The following is a 15,478-nucleotide window of genomic DNA, read 5'->3' on the forward strand; positions in this document are numbered from 1 at the left end:
GGGCTTACTTGCCCGTCCTGGTGACCTGCATGGCCGTCGTGCGGTCGCTCAGCAGCGGCTCGACCTTCAGGCCCTTCTTGGCAGCCCAGATGTTCTGGTAGTGGAACAGCGGGATGTGGCCCACGTCGTCGGTGACCAGCTTGGCGGCGTGGCGGAACGTGGCCTCGCGGCGGCGCGCGTCGAACTCGACCGTGGCCGCGTCCAGCGCCTTGTCCACGTGCTCGTTGCTGTAGCGGCCCCAGTTGTTGATACCGCGACCGCGCTTGGGGTCGTGCGTGGCCAGGGTCTGCAGCAGGCCGTAGCCCGCCTCGCCCGTTCCGTTGCCCCAGGCGATCACGCTGACGGCGTACTCGTTCTTGCCGGCACGTCCCGAATACACCGACCACGGCACGACCTCGACCTTGGTCTTCACGCCGATGCGCGACCAGAACTGCGCCACGGCCTGCACCGTCTCGGGCGCCTGCGGGTAGCGGTCGCCCGGCACGTGGATGCTGATCTGGAATCCCTGCGGGTAGCCGGCATCGGCCAGCAGTTTCTTGGCCTGGTCGGCGCTGTAGGCGATGTCCTTGATGTCGGGGTTGTAGCCGAAGGTGTTCTTCGGCATCCACTGGTTTGCCTCGGTCACCGTGCCCTGCAGCACGCGGTCGACGATGGCCTTGCGGTTGATGGCCACCGACAGCGCCTGGCGCACGCGCACGTCCTGCAGCGGGTTCTTCTCCAGCGGCTTGCCGGCGTTGTCTGTGATGAACTCGTTGGCGCCCGCGCGCAGCGTGGGCTGCAGCAGTAGCACGCGCAGGCCGGGGTAGGTGTAGACGCTGACGGACGGCGTCTTGCGCAGCTTGTCCACGTCGGTCACGGCCACCTTGTCGATCACGTCCACGTCGCCGGCCAGCAGCGCGGCGGTGCGTGCCGCGCCGTTGTTGATGAAGCGGTAGGTCACGCGGTCCCAGATGGGCTTGGGGCCCCAGTAGTCCGGGTTGCGCTCGAACACCGTGCGGTCGCCGGGCGTGTACGAGATGAACTTGTAGGGGCCGGTGCCGACCACGGCGCGCCCGGCGTTGTAGTCGGCCGTCTGCGACTTCTCGCCCACGTGCTTGCTCACGATGTAGACCGAGGCGATCTCCAGCGGCAGCATGGGGTTGGGGCCGGTGGTCTTGATGATGACGGTCTGCGCGTCCTTGGCCGTCACCGACTCCACCGTGCGCAGCGAGCCCGAGTAAGACGCCACCGAGCCCGCCACGCTGCGCGCGCGCTGGAACGAATACAGGATGTCGTCGGCCGTCATGGGCTTGCCGTCCTGCCACTTGATGTCGGTGCGCAGCTTGAATTCCCAGGTCTTGTCGTCCAGCGCCTTCCAGCTGGCGGCCAGGCCCGGGTCGAGCTTGCCGCCGTCGCGCGAGGCCACGATGGAATCCCAGAAGTGCAGCGCCAGCGAGCGGTCGCCCGCATGGTTGTTCAGCTGCGGGTCGACCGAGGAGATCGGGTCGGCGAAGGCGATCGACAGGTTCTGCTGCGCCTGTGCGCCGGTCGCGGCCAGCAGGGCGGCCGTCAGCAGGGGAAGGAGGGAGCGGTTGCGCATGCGGGTCCTTTCGTGCGGGAGGAGAGTGGTGAAACGGTTCAGGCCGGGTCGTCCAGGTGGCAGGCGCTGGCGTGCTGGAAGGCGATGCCGCGCAGCCGCGGCACCTCGGTCTGGCAGCGCGGCATGGCCTGCGGGCAACGCGGGTGGAAGTGGCAACCTGAGGGCGGCGCGAGCGGGCTCGGGATCTCGCCACGGATCGGCGTGAAGCGCGTGCGCCGCGCGCCGATGCGCGGGATCTCGTCCAGCAGCGCGCGCGTGTAGGGGTGGTGCGGCCGCGCGAACAGCTCGGCCACCGGCGCGCTCTCGACCACGCGGCCCAGGTACATCACCACCACGCGGTCGCTCACATGTTCGATCACGCCCAGGTCGTGGCTGATGAACAGATAGGCCAGGCCCAGCTGCGCGCGCAGGTCCATGAACAGGTTCAGGATCTGCGCCTGGATCGACACGTCCAGCGCGGCCACGGCCTCGTCGCAGACCAGCATGGCCGGCTGCACGGCCAGCGCGCGGGCGATGCCGATGCGTTGGCGCTGCCCGCCGCTGAACTGGTGCGGATAGCGGTGGCGCAGGCTGGCGTCCAGGCCCGCGCGTTCGAGCTGGGCGCAGACGTAGTCGTCTTCGCCGGCGGCGTCGGTCAGACCGTGCAGCCGCGCCGCCTCGCCCACGATGCGGGCCACGCGCAAGCGCGGGTTCAGGCTGCCGAACGGGTCCTGGAACACCATCTGCACGCGCAGCCGCGCGGCCAGCCGGGCGCGGGCGTCCAGGGTGGCCAGCGGCTGTCCGTTGACCAGGACTTCGCCGTCGCTGGGCGCGAGCAGCCCGGCCGCGACGCGGCCCAGCGTGGACTTGCCGCAGCCCGATTCGCCGACCAGGCCGACCACCTCGCCGGGGCGTACGGCCAGGTCCACCTGGTCCAGCGCGTGGGTGATGGCCGGTGGATGCGCCAGGCCGAAGCGGCGCAGGCCGCGCTCCAGCAGGCCGTCGGCACGCTCGCCGAAACGCATGGAGATCTGGCGCAGGTCGACCAGCGGCGTGCTGCCTTCGGAAGGCGGGGGCATGGGACTGGCGGGCAGGGCGCTCACGGCATGGCTCCGGGATGGATGCAGCGCACCGCGTGCAGGGGCGCATCGGCGCGCGGGTTGAGCAGCGCCGGCATGGCCTGGCTGCACTGCGCCGTGGCCCGCCCGCAGCGTGGCGCGAACGCGCAGCCCTGCGGCAAACGCGCCAGGTGCGGCGCCATGCCCGGGATCTGCCGCAGCCGCGCGCCACGCTGGTTGGCGCTGGGCAGGCTGCCGATCAGGCCCTGGGTGTAGGGGTGTTGCGGGTGGTCCAGCACGTCGTCGACACGGCCGTGCTCGACGATGCGGCCGGCGTACATCACGGCCACCGTGTCGGCCAGGCCGGCGACCACCGACAGGTCGTGGCTGATCCAGATCATCGCCGTGCCGCTTTCGCGCACCAGCTTCTGCATCTCCGACAGGATCTGCGCCTGGATGGTCACGTCCAGCGCCGTGGTGGGCTCGTCCGCGATGATGAGGTCGGGCTTGTGCAGCAGCGCGATCGCGATCGCCACGCGCTGGCGCATGCCGCCCGAGAGCTGGTGCGGGTAGGCGCGCAGCCGCTCCTCGGGGCTGGAGATGCCCATCAGCGCCAGCGTGTCGGCCGCCTGCTGGCGCGCCTGCGCGCTGCTCACCTTCTGGTGCGCGCGCACGGCCTCGACCATTTGCAGGTCCACGCGCAGCACCGGGTTCAGCGTGGCCATCGGGTCCTGGAAGATCATCGCGATGCGGTTGCCGCGCAGCGCGCGAAGCTCCTTGGGCGGCAATTTCGTGAGGTCGCGGCCCTGGAACAGCACCTCGCCGCCGGCGATCTCGCCCGGCGCGTCGACCAGGCCCATGATGGAAAAGCCGGTCACTGACTTGCCCGATCCGGACTCGCCCACCAGCCCCAGCACCTGGCCGCGCTGCAGCGTGAACGACACGCCGTCGACCACGGTCAGCACGCCGTCGCGGGTGTGGAACTGGGTGCGCAGGTCGCGCAACTCAAGCACCGCGGTCATTTCTGCAACCTCGGGTTCAACACATCGCGCAGGTGGTCGCCCACCAGGTTGATCGCGACGATGGTGGCCAGCAGCGCCAGGCCGGGGAACACGCTGATCCAGTATTCGTTGGACAGCAGGTACTGGTAGCCGTTGGAGATCAACAGCCCCAGCGAGGGCTCGGTGATCGGCACGCCCAGCCCCAGGAAAGACAGCGTGGCCTCCAGCGTGATCGCGCGCGCCACCTGCAGCGCGCCGATCACCAGGAGCGGCGGCAGGCAGTTCGGCAGGATGTGGCCGACCAGGATGCGCCAGGGCGGGATGCCCTGCCCACGTGCCGCGTCCACGTATTCGCGCCGCGTCTCCACCAGCGCCTGGCCGCGCGCCGTGCGGGCGTAGTAGGCCCATTCCAGCAGCACCAGCGTGAGCACCACGTTGCCGATGCCCTTGCCCAGGTAGGCCAGGATCATCAGCGCCATGAGGATGGTGGGGAAGGACAGCAGCAGATCCACCAGGCGCATCAGCAGCGCGTCGACACGGCCACCGGCGTAGGCGGCCAGCAGGCCGACCAGCGTGCCGACGACGGCGGCGATCAGCGCCGAGCCCACGCCCACCAGCAGGCTGATGCGCAGGCCGTAGACGATGGCCGAGTACAGGTCGCGGCCCTGGCCGTCCGTGCCCAGCCAGTAGGTGAACGTGCCTTCGCCATTGGCCGCGCCGGGCTTCAGGCGCGCGTCCAGCACGTCCAGCTGCATCAGGTCGTAAGGGTTCTGCGGCGTGATCCAGGGCGCGGCCAGCGCGGCCAGCACCACGAGCACCAGCACGACGAGGCCGAACACGGCAGTGCGCGAGCGCATGAAGTCGGTGGCGGTGCGCCACCACAGGGAATGTTCGCGCCCGGGGCGCACGGTGCGCGTCACTTGGCACCCTCCAGGCGAACCCGTGGGTCCAGCAGGCGGTACAGCACGTCGACCACCAGGTTCAATGTCACGAAGATCACCACCACCACCATGAGATAGGCCACGACCACGGGCCGGTCCAGCGCATTGATGCTGTCCAGGATCAGCTTGCCGGCGCCGGGCCAGGCGAAGATGGTCTCCGTCACCACGGCATAGGCGATGGTCGAGCCCAGCTCCAGGCCCAGCACCGTCACCAGCGGGATCAGCGTGTTGCGCAGCACGTGCACCAGCATCACGCGCGCGGGCGACAGGCCTTTGGCCCGCGCGAACTTCACGTAGTCCTGCGGCAGCACCTCGCGCACGCCGGCGCGGGTCAGGCGCAGCACCATGGAAATCTTGAACAGCGCCAGGTTGAAGGCCGGCAGGATGAGGTGCACCAGCCCGTCGGCCGTGAGCCAGGACCATTGCACGCCGAACAGTGCCCGCGTCTCGCCACGCCCGCCGGCCGGCAGCCAGCCCAGCTGCACGCTGAACACCATGATCAGCATCAGCGCCACCCAGAAGGCCGGCAGCGAGAAGCCCACGATACTGGTCGTCATGACCGCGCGCGACAGCCAGTGCTCCGGCCGCATGCCGGCGAACAGGCCCAGCGGCACGCCCAGCACCACGGCCAGGATCAAGGCGGCCACGGCCAGCTCCATGGTGGCCGGCAGGCGGGCCAGGATCAGCCGGATCGCGTCCTCGTGGTAGACGAAGCTGGTGCCCAGGTTGCCGCGTACGGCGCCCTCCACGAAGGCCAGGTACTGGCGCCACAGCGGCTGGTCCAGCCCGAGGCGGGCGATGGCGGCGGCCCGCTCGGCCTGGTTCATGTCGTCGCCGATCAGGATGTCCACCGGGTTGCCGATGGCGTGCATGCCGATGAAGACGATCAGCGTCATGGCGATGACGACCAGCAGCGCCTGGCCCAGGCGGCGCAGCAGCCAGCCGGTCACTTGGCGGGCCCTTCGGCGTAATCGGGAAAGCTGGCTTCGGTCCACTCATGGCCCTGCAGCTCGGGCTCGGCATAGTGCTGCATGGCCTCGAAGTGGGCCGGCATGTCCTCGGCCAGCAGCTGGGCGGCCAGGCCACGTGCCAGGCGCTGCGCGCCGTCGGTGATCTGCGGGATGTCGCCCGCGCCCGCACCCTGCGAGAGGGCGGCCGCGTAGTTGTAGCAGTGCACGCGCTCCAGGCCCGGGCAGCTGCCGGGCGTCTTCTGCTGGAACTCGAAGAGCGGCCCCAGGTCGGGCGATTCGGCCAGCTCGGCATCGTCTTCGCCCACGGGCGCGGTGAAGCGGTCCTGCCACAGGCGCACATGCGGCTGCAGCGCGGCGAACTCGGGGCGCTGCGCCCAGTCGGTGCGAAAGCCGGTGCAAAAGACCAGGTGGTCGGCCGCCAGCGGGCCCTTGGCCGTCTCCACGCGCAGCGTGCCGTCGGCCAGCACGCTGGCGCCCAGCGCGCCGGCACCCAGGTGGAAGAAGGCGTTCGCATGGCGCGACACGCGCAGCGTGCTGCCCTGCGGCGGCGGCACCTGCTGCACGTTCAGGAAATGCCGAAAGCGCCACTTCCACTCATCGGAGAGCGTGGCGAAGCCGTGCGACATGCCCGGGCTGCCGGCGCCCTTGCCCTTGTTGATGCGTGGCAGTTCCTGGCGGCGGATCAGCAGGTCCACCCGCGCAGCCCCGGCCTCCAGCGCCGTGGCGGCCGCGTCCATGGCCGAGGCACCGCCGCCGACCACGGCCACGCGCCAGCCGCGCAGCTTGGCGCCATCCCACACGTGCGAGGAGTGGTCCCAGCGGTCGCGCGGCAGTTGCTGCGCCCAGTCGGGCACCCAGGGGCCGCCCAGGCCGTCGCGGCCCGTGGCCAGCACCACGTGGCGCGCCAGCACCTGGTAGGGCGCGCCGCCCGCGGCATCGTCCACCAGGTCGAGTTGCACCACGCCGTCGGCGCGCGGGCGCACGGCCTGCACACGCTGGCGGTTGCGCACGTCCAGCCCCAGCACCCGGCGGTACCAGCGCAGATAGTCCATCCACTGCAGGCGCGGGATCTTGTCCAGCGCATGCCAGGCGACCAGGCCAAACTGCGCCTCGAACCAGGCGCGAAAGGTCAGCGCCGGCAGGCCCAGCGCCGGGCCCGTGAGTTCTTTCGGCGAGCGCAGCGTCTCCATGCGCGCCGTGGTCGCCCATGGCCCTTCGAAGCCCGCCGGCGACTGGTCGAACACGGGCGCGCGCAAGCCCATGTGCGCGAGCGAGGCCGCCAGCGCCAGGCCGGCCATGCCGCCACCGACGACGGCCACGTCCAGCACCGGCTGGCCGTCGCGCTTGCTGGGCGGCACCCAGGCCTTGGCCGGCAGGCCGAGCCACTGCAGGTCCTGCTGCAGCCGCTGTTCCAGTGCGGGCAGGCCGGCGGGGGTCGAGGGGGATGCGTTCATGGGGCGCCGGTCGATGGGGGTGGAGGTTGCAGGCCGGCATGGGCCGCCTGCAGCAGGTCGGCGTGCGCCGCGGGGGGGTGCTGCTGAAAGCCCGGCAGCGCGGTCGCCGCGGACAGCAAAGCGTCGGACAGCGTCTGTGCGCGCCGCGCCAGCGGCCGGCCCTGCGGCACGATCACGCCGAAGAAGAAGGGCACGTCGGTGTCCAGCGGGCGCACGCAGACGCCGTCCAGCGGCAGGCCGTGTGCGCTCAAGGGGTCGAGCAGCGCGATGCCCAGGCCCGCGCGCACCATGGCCATGGCGTTGACGGACGAGTTGGTCTCGATCGCGTCGGTGGGCTTGTTGGCGGCCGGCGCGCGCGCCTGCGCCAGCACGGCGTCGATGCGGTGGCGCAGCCGATAGGGGTTGGCCAGCGTGACGATGCGGCGCCGCGCCAGTGCGGCCAGCGGCACCTGGGGCGCGGCGGCGAGCGGGTCGCCGTCGGCCAGCACGGCCACGCAGGGCGCCTGGCCGATCCACAGCAGCTGCAGGCCGCGGTGCTCCAGCGGCAGGCTGGCCGCGCCCAGCTGCACGGCGCCGCTCAGCACGGCCTGCAGCACGCGCTCGGGCGACGCGCTCTGCAGCCGCACGGGCGAGGCGCCGGTCGCGTCCTCCAGTGCACGCAGGGCCTGGGGCAGCAGGCCCACGGCGACGGCCGAGGTGGCGGCCAGCAGCAGCGGCTCGCCGCCCTGGGCGATCTCCAGCGTGCGCGCCTGCAACTGGCGCCAGCTGCCGAGCAGGTGCTCGACCTCCTCGTACAGCAGGAAGCCCTCCTGCGTGGGCGTCACGCGAGGGCCGTGCCGCGTGAACAGCGCATAGCCGGTGGCGGCCTCCAGTTCATGCACCAGGCGCGTGACGGCGGGCTGCGAGCGCTCCAGCAGGCGCGCGGCACCGGTCACGCTGCCCGTGGACATCACGGCGGCAAAGGCTTCGAGCTGGCGGATTTCCATCGTGTTCATCATCCGATATGCGCATGATGAACCAATAATGATGCAAATTGCAAATAATAAAAATGCGCAAGCTAATGCCGCGCCCGCCGCTACAGCCGCAAACGCTGGGTGTAGCCGGTCATTTCTAGGTAGCCGCGGCCCACATGGCGGCCTTCCGCGTCGAACAGGTCCGACACGCCTTCCCAGTAGATCGCGCCCGTGGACGAGCGGCTGTCCAGCTCCTGATCGTCCAGCAGGCTCCTGACCGTGAAGCGGCCGGCCGGCGTCTGCACCGTCCATTCGACGGGGTAGCGCGCCTGGCTCAGCGGGCTGGTCCACCAGCGCCGCGCCGTGAACACCACTTCGCCGTCGCGGAAGATGCGCGCCGCGGCCCCGGGCGCACGGAACGAGCCGCCGTTCCACAGCGCTGACCCATCGGCGCGGCGCAGGTGGAAGGCCGTCAGCGCGCTGCCGTCGGTGAGGTTCATGCCGATCCAGTCCCAGCCCACGGCGTCGGGGTGCATCAGGGCCTGGCTCCACTCGTGGTCCAGCCAGGCGCGGGCGGGCGTCTGCTTGTCGATGGCGAAGCGCTGGCCCTTCAGTTGCAGGTGGCCGCTGGTCGCCAGCTGCGGCACGCTGTAGTAGTAGCTGGCCTGCTCGGGCTCAGGGCCTTTGCGCGACAGGCCGGCATCGCCCTGCAGCAGCAGCGGCTGCGTTTCGCGAAAGCGCAGGTGCAGGCCGAAGTCGGCACCGGGCAGCTCGGCCACCAGGTCCTGGCCCTCGCGCAGCAGGTGCCAGTCGTGCAGGCGGATTCCGGTGTCGGACTCATCGGCCAGCGCGATGCCGAAGCCCTCGCGCGCGATGCGCTGGTCGTGCCAGAGCTTGCCGCCCTGCAGGTCGGTCAGCGCTGCATGCGCGAACAGCAGTTGACGCGCGGCGAAGCGCGACTGCATGCCCTGGGTGGACGCCACGCGCGAGCGGAAGAAGGTGAGCTGGAAGCCGAAGCTGCGCGCGCCGCTCGTCGCATGGCCCGTGACGTACCACCACTCGGTGCGGAAGTCCGGGTGGCTGCCCAGGTCGCGCGGGAACTGCAGCTGCAGGGGCACCAGCGCGCGGGCCTGCTGCGACAGCGCCAGGGCCGCCAGCAGCAGTGCGCGCCGTTGCAGCATCACGTGGCCAGCGCCTGGGCGATGCGCCGCTGCGCCGGCCCGCCATGGCCGCGCTGCGTGGCCACCCAGCCGGCGTCGTGCAAGCCAGTCAGGCAGCGCGCGCCGGCACCGCACAGCAGCGACAGGATGGAGCCTTGCTGCCCGGCCGCGCGGCTGAGCAGGCGGGCCAGGCAGGCCGCGCGCACGGCCGTGGAGCCGCTGCAGGCCGCGACGAGGGTCGTGCCCCCGCGCGCCGTGCCATTCACGCGCGCGACGAGGCACGGCGGGCGTGCGAGCCAGTGCTTCAGGCTGCTGCCCGCGTGCGTGCCGGCGCCGCGCTGCGCATGGGCTGCGATGCGAGCGCGGGTGGTGCAGAGCCAGGTCATCGGCGCACGATAGCAAAGGGCCGTCAGCCGCCCCACAGCAGGCGGCGCGCGACCCAGCCGGCCCGGCCGTCGGCCTGGCGCACACGCACCCAGTCGCCGCGCCGCTCCAGCGTGCGCACCATGTCGCCATGGGCCAGCCTGCCGACCAGCCGGCCGCTTGTGCGCGGCTGCTGGCGCAGGTTGGCCACGCGGGCCTTGACCGCCATGTGCGTGCTTTTGCCGGTCAGGCTGCGGTGCACCCAACCCGTGTCGCGTTCGACGTCGCGCACCTGCAGCCAGTCGCCGCGCCGGGCCACCACCTGCAATGGGTAGCCGCGGCTCAACGACCAGGTCACGGCATGGTGTGTGCCAGGGCCGGAGCGCATGTTGGCCTCGCGGGCCGTGATGCCGACGAACTGCTGGGCCCAGGCGCCAGCGGCATGCAGCGCCAGGGCTGCGATCAGGAAACGAAAGAGGGTGGTGATGCGAATGGACATGGCACCAAGGGAGGCCCATGCCGCCGGCAAAGTTCCGTCGTCGTGCCAAGTTCATCCGCCGCGCGGGCGCAGCAGCATGCGCTGGCGGTCCATCTCCACGTTGAAATGCTGCAGGAAGTTCTGCCCGAGCAAGGCCTCGTCGTCCGCGCCATTGCCCAGGCCCAACCCCGTGCCCACACGCAGGTTCTCCACCTGCAGGCCGCCCTGCAGCCGGATCACGCCGGCCCGCACCATGCGGCCCGTGCGCACGCCGTTGGCCGTGCGGAACTGCGCGCTCTCGCCACCCGTCAGCCCGGCCCGCTGCGCCAGCGATTCGCTGATGCTGACCACGCTGGCACCGGTGTCCACCATGAACATCACGGGCTCGCCGTCGATGCTGCCGGCCACGCGGAAATGCCCGTCGGCATGGCGCGGGATCACCAGCTCGCCCGTGGCCGTCACGCGCGCCGCGCGCGGCTGCTGCCTGCGGTCCATGGCCCAGTACAGCGCGGCCATCACGACGAGCCAGAAGGCGACGATGCCGATGGCGCCTGGCAGGGCCGAGCCGCGGGGGCTGTGGCCAGGCGTCGCTGGTGTGGTGCGGCGCTTCAGCTCAGCACCTGCAGGCCGTGTTTGCGCACGACGCTCAATAGCTTGAGCGCCATGCCGCTGGGCTTCTTGGCGCCGCTTTCCCACTTCTCCACCGTGCTTTCGCTGGTGTTCAGGTAGCGCGCGAAGACAGGCTGGCTGACGTGGTTGTGCTCGCGCAGTTGCTTGATCTCGGCGGGCGCAATCGTCGACGGCACCGCCAGGCAGGACTGGTCGAAATGCCGCATCGTGGCCTTGTCGATCCCGCCTGCGCGGTACATGCCGGAGGCCGCGCTGTGGATGGCCTCAAAGGCGTCGCTCTTGAACTTGGGTCTGGTGCTCATGGCAAATCTCCAGCAATGCATGGGTGGCCAACTCTTTGTCGACCTGCTTGTCTGTCTTGTGTGCGTAAAGGTCAGCGAGTTCCCGGAACGCGCGCAGTTCGGCTTCGTCGATGTTGGCGCGGTCGCTTTTGGCGAACAGATACGCATAGACCCAGAAACGCTGCCCCTTGGCCAGGATGATGGTCCGATACTGGTTGTGGTGCAGGCGCTTCTTGAAGACGCCGCCACCGAGGTCGTCGGCTTGCCCCTGCATGACTTCATAGATCGCCCTGCAAAGTTCCGCGTCCGTGATGCGTGCCTTGCGCGCGGCCTTGTCAAACCATGCCGTCTTGAAGGTCCGCACGGCGGGCGCGATCATGACTCGAATGTAGCACTGGGTGCTATGGAGTTCAAGTCCGCACGCAGTTGATCCAGGGCTTGGTCACCAATCCTCCTTCACCGCCAGCACCGCATCGCGCCCCGCCGCCGCGCGCCCGGCCACCCAGGCCGTGAGCGTGCCGGCCGTCACCACGGCACCGCACAGCGCCAGCAGCCGGGCCCAGGGCAGCATGAGGTCCATGGTCCAGTGGAAGCTCTGCGGGTTGACCACATGCACCAGCACCACCGACACGGCCAGGCCCAGCAGCAGGCCGGCGATGGAGCCGATCACCGTCCATGCGGCGCCCTCGCCGGCCACAACGGCCAGGATCTGGCGGCGCGTGAGGCCCAGGTGGGCCAGCAGCCCGAATTCCTTGCGCCGCGCCAGCACCTGCGCGCTGAAGCTGGCCGCCACGCCGAACAGGCCGATGCCGATGGCCACCGCCTGCAGCCAGTAGGTGACGGCGAAGCTGCGGTCGAAGATGCGCAGCGAGATGGCGCGCAGCGCGCCGACCGATGTGAATTCCAGCAGCGCACCGGCGCCCGGTGCCCGCGCCTCGACCTGGGCGCGCAGGCCTTGCTGCAGCGCCCCGGGCTCGGTGCCGGGCGTGAGCCAGATCGCGATGTCGTTCACGCGCCGGTCGCCGGACAGGCGTTCGAAGTCCGCCTGCGGCACCAGCACCGCGCCGAACTGCCGCACGTAGTCGCGCCACACGCCGGCCACGAAGAAGCGCGTGCCTGCCGCCTGCGGGAAGGCCTGCGCCAGCGCCGGCATCTCGGCGCCGGGCCTGGCGCCATACAGGTCCACCATGGGCTCGCTGACGTAGACGCCGACCATGCCGGCCGGCACGGCCAGGGCAGCGCCCACCAGCGGCAGGCTGGTCGCCGGGTCGCCGACAGGGCGCGACAGCAGCTGCACGGCCGGCCGGCTCGCATCGAGCTGCAGGCTGCTCTGGCGCGTGGTGGCCACGCGCGCCACGCCCGGGCTGCCGGCCACGGCGGCCACCGTCTCGGGCGTGAAGAACACCGTGTCGCTGCTGCCGCTGCCGCCGCTGGCCGCGCGCATGTAGAGCTCGGCCGGCAACACCACGTCCAGCCAGGCGATCATGGACTCGCGAAAGCTCGCCACCATCACCGTCAGCGCCACGGCCAGGCTTAAGGATGCGACCACGCCGCTCACGGCCACGGCCGCGCTCTCGCGCACGCGGCGCGCGCGTTCCACGGCCAGGAGCGGTAGCAGCCGATGGGCGACGCGTGGCGCCAGCCGGTCGTACAGGCCCGTGATCAGCCAGGGCAGGGCCGTGATGCCGCCCACCAGCAGCAGCGCCACGGACAGATAGGCCCCCAGCGGAATGCCGAACACCGGCGGCAGCAGGGCGAGCCCGGCGCCCACGGCCAGCAGCGCCACACTGGCCAGGCGCACCCGGCCAGTGGCCACGCTCGCGCCCAGGCCCTTCAAGGTCTGGGCCGGCGGCAGGGCCTGCGCCGCGCGGGCCGGCCACCAGCCGCCGGCCAGCGCAGCGGCCACGCCCAGCGCGCCGTAGACCAGCGCGGCCGTGCCGCTCCATTGCAGCGTGGGCGCCACGCCCGCGAAGTAGCCGCCACCCAGGTCGCCGCCCATCACGCGCAGCGCGGCCGTGGCCAGTGCCGTGCCCAGGGCCAGGCCGGCGGCACTGCCCACGGCGCCGAGTGCGAGCGATTCCCACAGCACGAGCTGGCGGCGCTCGCGGCCCGTCAGGCCCAGCACGCCCAGCAGCGCGAACTGCTGCGCGCGCCGCGCCACCGACAGCGACAGCACCGAGAACACCAGGAAGGCGCCCGTGAACAGCGCCACCAGCGCCAGCACCGTGAGGTTCACGCGGTAGGCGCGCGACAGGTTGCTGACGCGCTGCGCGTCCTCGCCCGGGGCCTGCGCGCGCACGGCGGCGGGCAGGTCCAGCGCGGCCAGCAACGCGGCCTGGTCGGTACCCGGCGCGAGCTTGAGGTCGATGCGCGTGAGCTGCCCGCCGCGGCCGAACAGGTCCTGCGCCGCGCCGAGGTCCATTACGGCCAGCGGCCCGCCGCCTGCCGCCACGGTGCCGGCGATGCGCACGGTGCGCTGCTCCAGGGCCTGCTGCACCCGCAATTGGCCGGCCAGGCCCAGCACCTGCTGCGCAGCCGGGTTCAGGAACACCAGGCCGGGCGCGAACAGCTGGTCGCGCGCATCGCTCTGGCCCGGCAGGGGCACGGGCATCAGGGCCGGTGCCAGGCGCGCGACCAGCAGCGCGTCCACGCCCACCACGCGCAGCGTGGTGCGCGCGGCATCGCCGGGCCGCTGGGCGAGGGTCTGCAGTTCCAGCACGGGGCTGGCCAGCGTGACCTGCGGCTGCGTGGCCACGCGGCCGTACAGAGCCTCGTCGAAGTCGCCCTGCACGGCGCGCAGCTCCAGGTCGGGCTGGCCGTTGACAGAGCGCACGGCGCTCGCGAATTCGTCCAGCGCCGAGGCGTTGATGAGCTGCACCGAGAACGCCAGCGCCACGCCCAGCATCACGGCGACCACGGCCGCCGCATTGCGCCAGGGATGGTGCAGCAGCTCGCGCCACGAGAACGTGGCCAGCAGCGCACGCAGCGGCGCCGCGGCCTCAGCTGTGCGCTGGTGCGTCATGCGCGATGCCCTGGGCCGTCAGGTGCAGCACGCGGTCGGCCCGCGTGGCGGCAGCCACCGAATGCGTGACCAGCACCAGCGCCGCGCCCGTGGCGCGCACCTGGCCGACCAGCAGGTCCATCACGCGGCCGGCGGTGCCCGGGTCCAGGTTGCCGGTGGGTTCATCGGCCAGCAGCAGTGCAGGCCGGTGCACGAGGGCACGCGCGATCGCCACGCGCTGCAGCTGGCCGCCGCTCAGCTGCTGCGGCAGCCGCCCGCCCAGGCCAGCCAGGCCCACGGCGTCCAGTATGGCCTCGACCTCAGCGCGTGTGTCGCGGCGGCCCAGCAGCATCAGCGGCAGGGCCACGTTCTGCGCCACGTCCAGGTGCGGCAGTACGTGGAAGGCCTGGAACACGAAGCCCAACGCGCGGCGGCGCAGCAGGGCGCGGGCATCGTCGGCCAGGGTGGACAGGTCCTGCCCGGCCAGGCGCACGCTGCCGCTGTCCCAGTGGTCCAGCCCGGCCATGCAGTTGAGCAGCGTGGACTTGCCGACGCCCGACTCGCCGACCACAGCCACGAATTCACCTGGGGCGACGGTGAGCGAGACGTTGTGGAAGACGGCGGCCTCGCCATAGCGTTTGCCGAGGGCCTGGATTTCCAATGCGGGAGCTACGTGCATCCCGCCCGTTGTAGCACCTCGGCCAAAGCACCGGGTGCGTCGCAGGCGATGGCCTGGCGCGCGGGCATGGAACGCAGCCAGGTCAGCTGCCGCTTGGCGAGCTGGCGCGTGGCGGCGATGCCGTGTTCGCGCAGCGCGGCCAGCGTGGGCGCCGGCAGTGGTGCGTCGGCTGAGGGCAGCGCGTCCAGCGCCTCCCAGGCCTGCCGGTAGCCCACGCAGCGCATGCTGGGCAGGTCGGCGTGCAGGTCGCCGCGCGCGCGCAGCGCCCGGACCTCGTCGACGAAGCCTTCGGCCAGCATCGCGTCGAAGCGCTGCGCGATGCGTGCGTGGAGCCAGGCGCGGTCCTGCGGCTCCAGCGTGATCAGCAGGCCCCGGCTGGCGCCGCCCGTGCGCTGCGAATGGAAGGACGACAGCGGCCGGCCGCTCACGCGAAACACCTCCAGCGCACGCTGGATGCGCTGCGTGTCGCCCGGCGCCAGCCGCGCCGCGGTGGCTGGGTCGACGGCGGCCAGGTCGGCATGCAGCGCAGGCCAACCGCGCGCAGTGGCCTCTTGCTCGATGGCCGCGCGCACCGCCGCGTCGGCCGGCGGCATCGCGTCCAGCCCGTCGATCAATGCCTTGAAATACAGCATGGTGCCGCCCACCAGCAGCGGCAGCGCGCCGCGCGCGCGGATCTCGCCGACCAGCCGCTGCGCATTGGCCGCGAACTCGGCCGCGCTGTAGGCCTGCAGCGGGTCGCGGATGTCGATCAGGTGGTGCGGCACGGCGGCGCGCTCGGCGGCCGTGGGCTTGGCCGTGCCGATGTCCATGCCGCGGTAGACCAGGGCCGAGTCGACGCTGACGATCTCGACCGGCCGCCGCGCCGCGATCGCCAGCGCAGCGGCCGTCTTGCCCGAAGCTGTCGGGCCGGCCAACCCCACCCAGTCCATGTCAGTCACCCATTGCGTTGC

Annotated in this window: 16 protein-coding genes; all 16 read right to left on the minus strand. The window is 71.6% G+C overall.

The features are described 5' to 3' along the window. Nucleotides 1-4: 4 nt before the first annotated feature. Nucleotides 5-1,579 carry an ABC transporter substrate-binding protein gene (locus ASF43_RS00925; RefSeq protein ID WP_056175408.1) on the minus strand — a complete coding sequence of 525 codons (1,575 nt, stop codon included), beginning with the start codon at nt 1,577-1,579 and terminating at the stop codon, nt 5-7. A gap of 38 nt (nt 1,580-1,617) precedes the next feature. Further along, on the minus strand, nt 1,618-2,637 hold the full coding sequence (locus ASF43_RS00930) for an ABC transporter ATP-binding protein (protein ID WP_056175411.1): 1,020 nt from the start codon (nt 2,635-2,637) through the stop codon (nt 1,618-1,620). A gap of 20 nt (nt 2,638-2,657) precedes the next feature. Then, the gene (locus ASF43_RS00935; protein ID WP_056175414.1) at nt 2,658-3,638 is read right to left on the minus strand and encodes an ABC transporter ATP-binding protein; all 981 of its coding nucleotides are present in this window, start codon (nt 3,636-3,638) and stop codon (nt 2,658-2,660) included. Continuing rightward, entirely contained in the window at nt 3,635-4,474 is an 840-nt protein-coding gene (locus ASF43_RS00940; protein WP_056177955.1) for an ABC transporter permease, read from the minus strand. Before ASF43_RS00940 ends, ASF43_RS00935 begins: the two co-directional genes overlap by 4 nt. 59 nt (nt 4,475-4,533) lie before the next feature. Next, entirely contained in the window at nt 4,534-5,508 is a 975-nt protein-coding gene (locus ASF43_RS00945; protein ID WP_056175416.1) for an ABC transporter permease, read from the minus strand. After that, nucleotides 5,505-6,983 (minus strand): NAD(P)/FAD-dependent oxidoreductase, encoded by a 1,479-nt coding sequence (locus tag ASF43_RS00950; protein WP_056175418.1) that lies wholly within the window; start codon nt 6,981-6,983, stop codon nt 5,505-5,507. The genes ASF43_RS00945 and ASF43_RS00950 overlap by 4 nt, the downstream gene beginning before the upstream one ends. Then, complete coding sequence (locus ASF43_RS00955) at nt 6,980-7,969, minus strand: LysR family transcriptional regulator (protein WP_056177957.1); 990 nt, start codon at nt 7,967-7,969, stop codon at nt 6,980-6,982. The genes ASF43_RS00950 and ASF43_RS00955 overlap by 4 nt, the downstream gene beginning before the upstream one ends. Nucleotides 7,970-8,058: 89 nt before the next feature. Then, nucleotides 8,059-9,117: a lipocalin-like domain-containing protein gene (locus ASF43_RS00960; RefSeq protein WP_056175420.1), complete on the minus strand. Its 1,059-nt coding sequence runs from the start codon at nt 9,115-9,117 to the stop codon at nt 8,059-8,061. Next, nucleotides 9,117-9,482 carry a hypothetical protein gene (locus ASF43_RS00965; protein WP_056175423.1) on the minus strand — a complete coding sequence of 122 codons (366 nt, stop codon included), beginning with the start codon at nt 9,480-9,482 and terminating at the stop codon, nt 9,117-9,119. Before ASF43_RS00965 ends, ASF43_RS00960 begins: the two co-directional genes overlap by 1 nt. A 23-nt stretch (nt 9,483-9,505) precedes the next feature. Continuing rightward, a complete protein-coding gene (locus tag ASF43_RS00970; protein ID WP_056175427.1) occupies nt 9,506-9,958 on the minus strand; it encodes an SH3 domain-containing protein in 453 nt (150 codons plus the stop codon). Between the two features lie 51 nt (nt 9,959-10,009). Further along, nucleotides 10,010-10,453, minus strand: a complete 444-nt coding sequence (locus ASF43_RS00975) for a TIGR02281 family clan AA aspartic protease (protein ID WP_056175430.1) — start codon at nt 10,451-10,453, stop codon at nt 10,010-10,012. 92 nt (nt 10,454-10,545) lie between these two features. Then, on the minus strand, nt 10,546-10,869 hold the full coding sequence (locus ASF43_RS00980; RefSeq protein ID WP_056175432.1) for a DNA-binding transcriptional regulator: 324 nt from the start codon (nt 10,867-10,869) through the stop codon (nt 10,546-10,548). Then, entirely contained in the window at nt 10,832-11,227 is a 396-nt protein-coding gene (locus ASF43_RS00985) for a type II toxin-antitoxin system RelE/ParE family toxin (RefSeq protein ID WP_056175435.1), read from the minus strand. The genes ASF43_RS00980 and ASF43_RS00985 overlap by 38 nt, the downstream gene beginning before the upstream one ends. Nucleotides 11,228-11,290: 63 nt before the next feature. Next, on the minus strand, nt 11,291-13,870 hold the full coding sequence (locus ASF43_RS00990) for an FtsX-like permease family protein (protein ID WP_056175440.1): 2,580 nt from the start codon (nt 13,868-13,870) through the stop codon (nt 11,291-11,293). Continuing rightward, nucleotides 13,848-14,528, minus strand: coding sequence for an ABC transporter ATP-binding protein (locus ASF43_RS00995; RefSeq protein WP_056175443.1), 681 nt, complete (start codon nt 14,526-14,528; stop codon nt 13,848-13,850). Before ASF43_RS00995 ends, ASF43_RS00990 begins: the two co-directional genes overlap by 23 nt. Continuing rightward, a complete protein-coding gene (miaA, locus tag ASF43_RS01000; protein ID WP_056175446.1) occupies nt 14,519-15,457 on the minus strand; it encodes a tRNA (adenosine(37)-N6)-dimethylallyltransferase MiaA in 939 nt (312 codons plus the stop codon). The genes ASF43_RS00995 and miaA overlap by 10 nt, the downstream gene beginning before the upstream one ends. Between the last annotated feature and the right edge of the window lie 21 nt (nt 15,458-15,478).

Origin of the sequence: Pseudorhodoferax sp. Leaf267, assembly GCF_001422405.1 — a bacterium.
GTDB lineage: Bacteria > Pseudomonadota > Gammaproteobacteria > Burkholderiales > Burkholderiaceae_C > Pseudorhodoferax.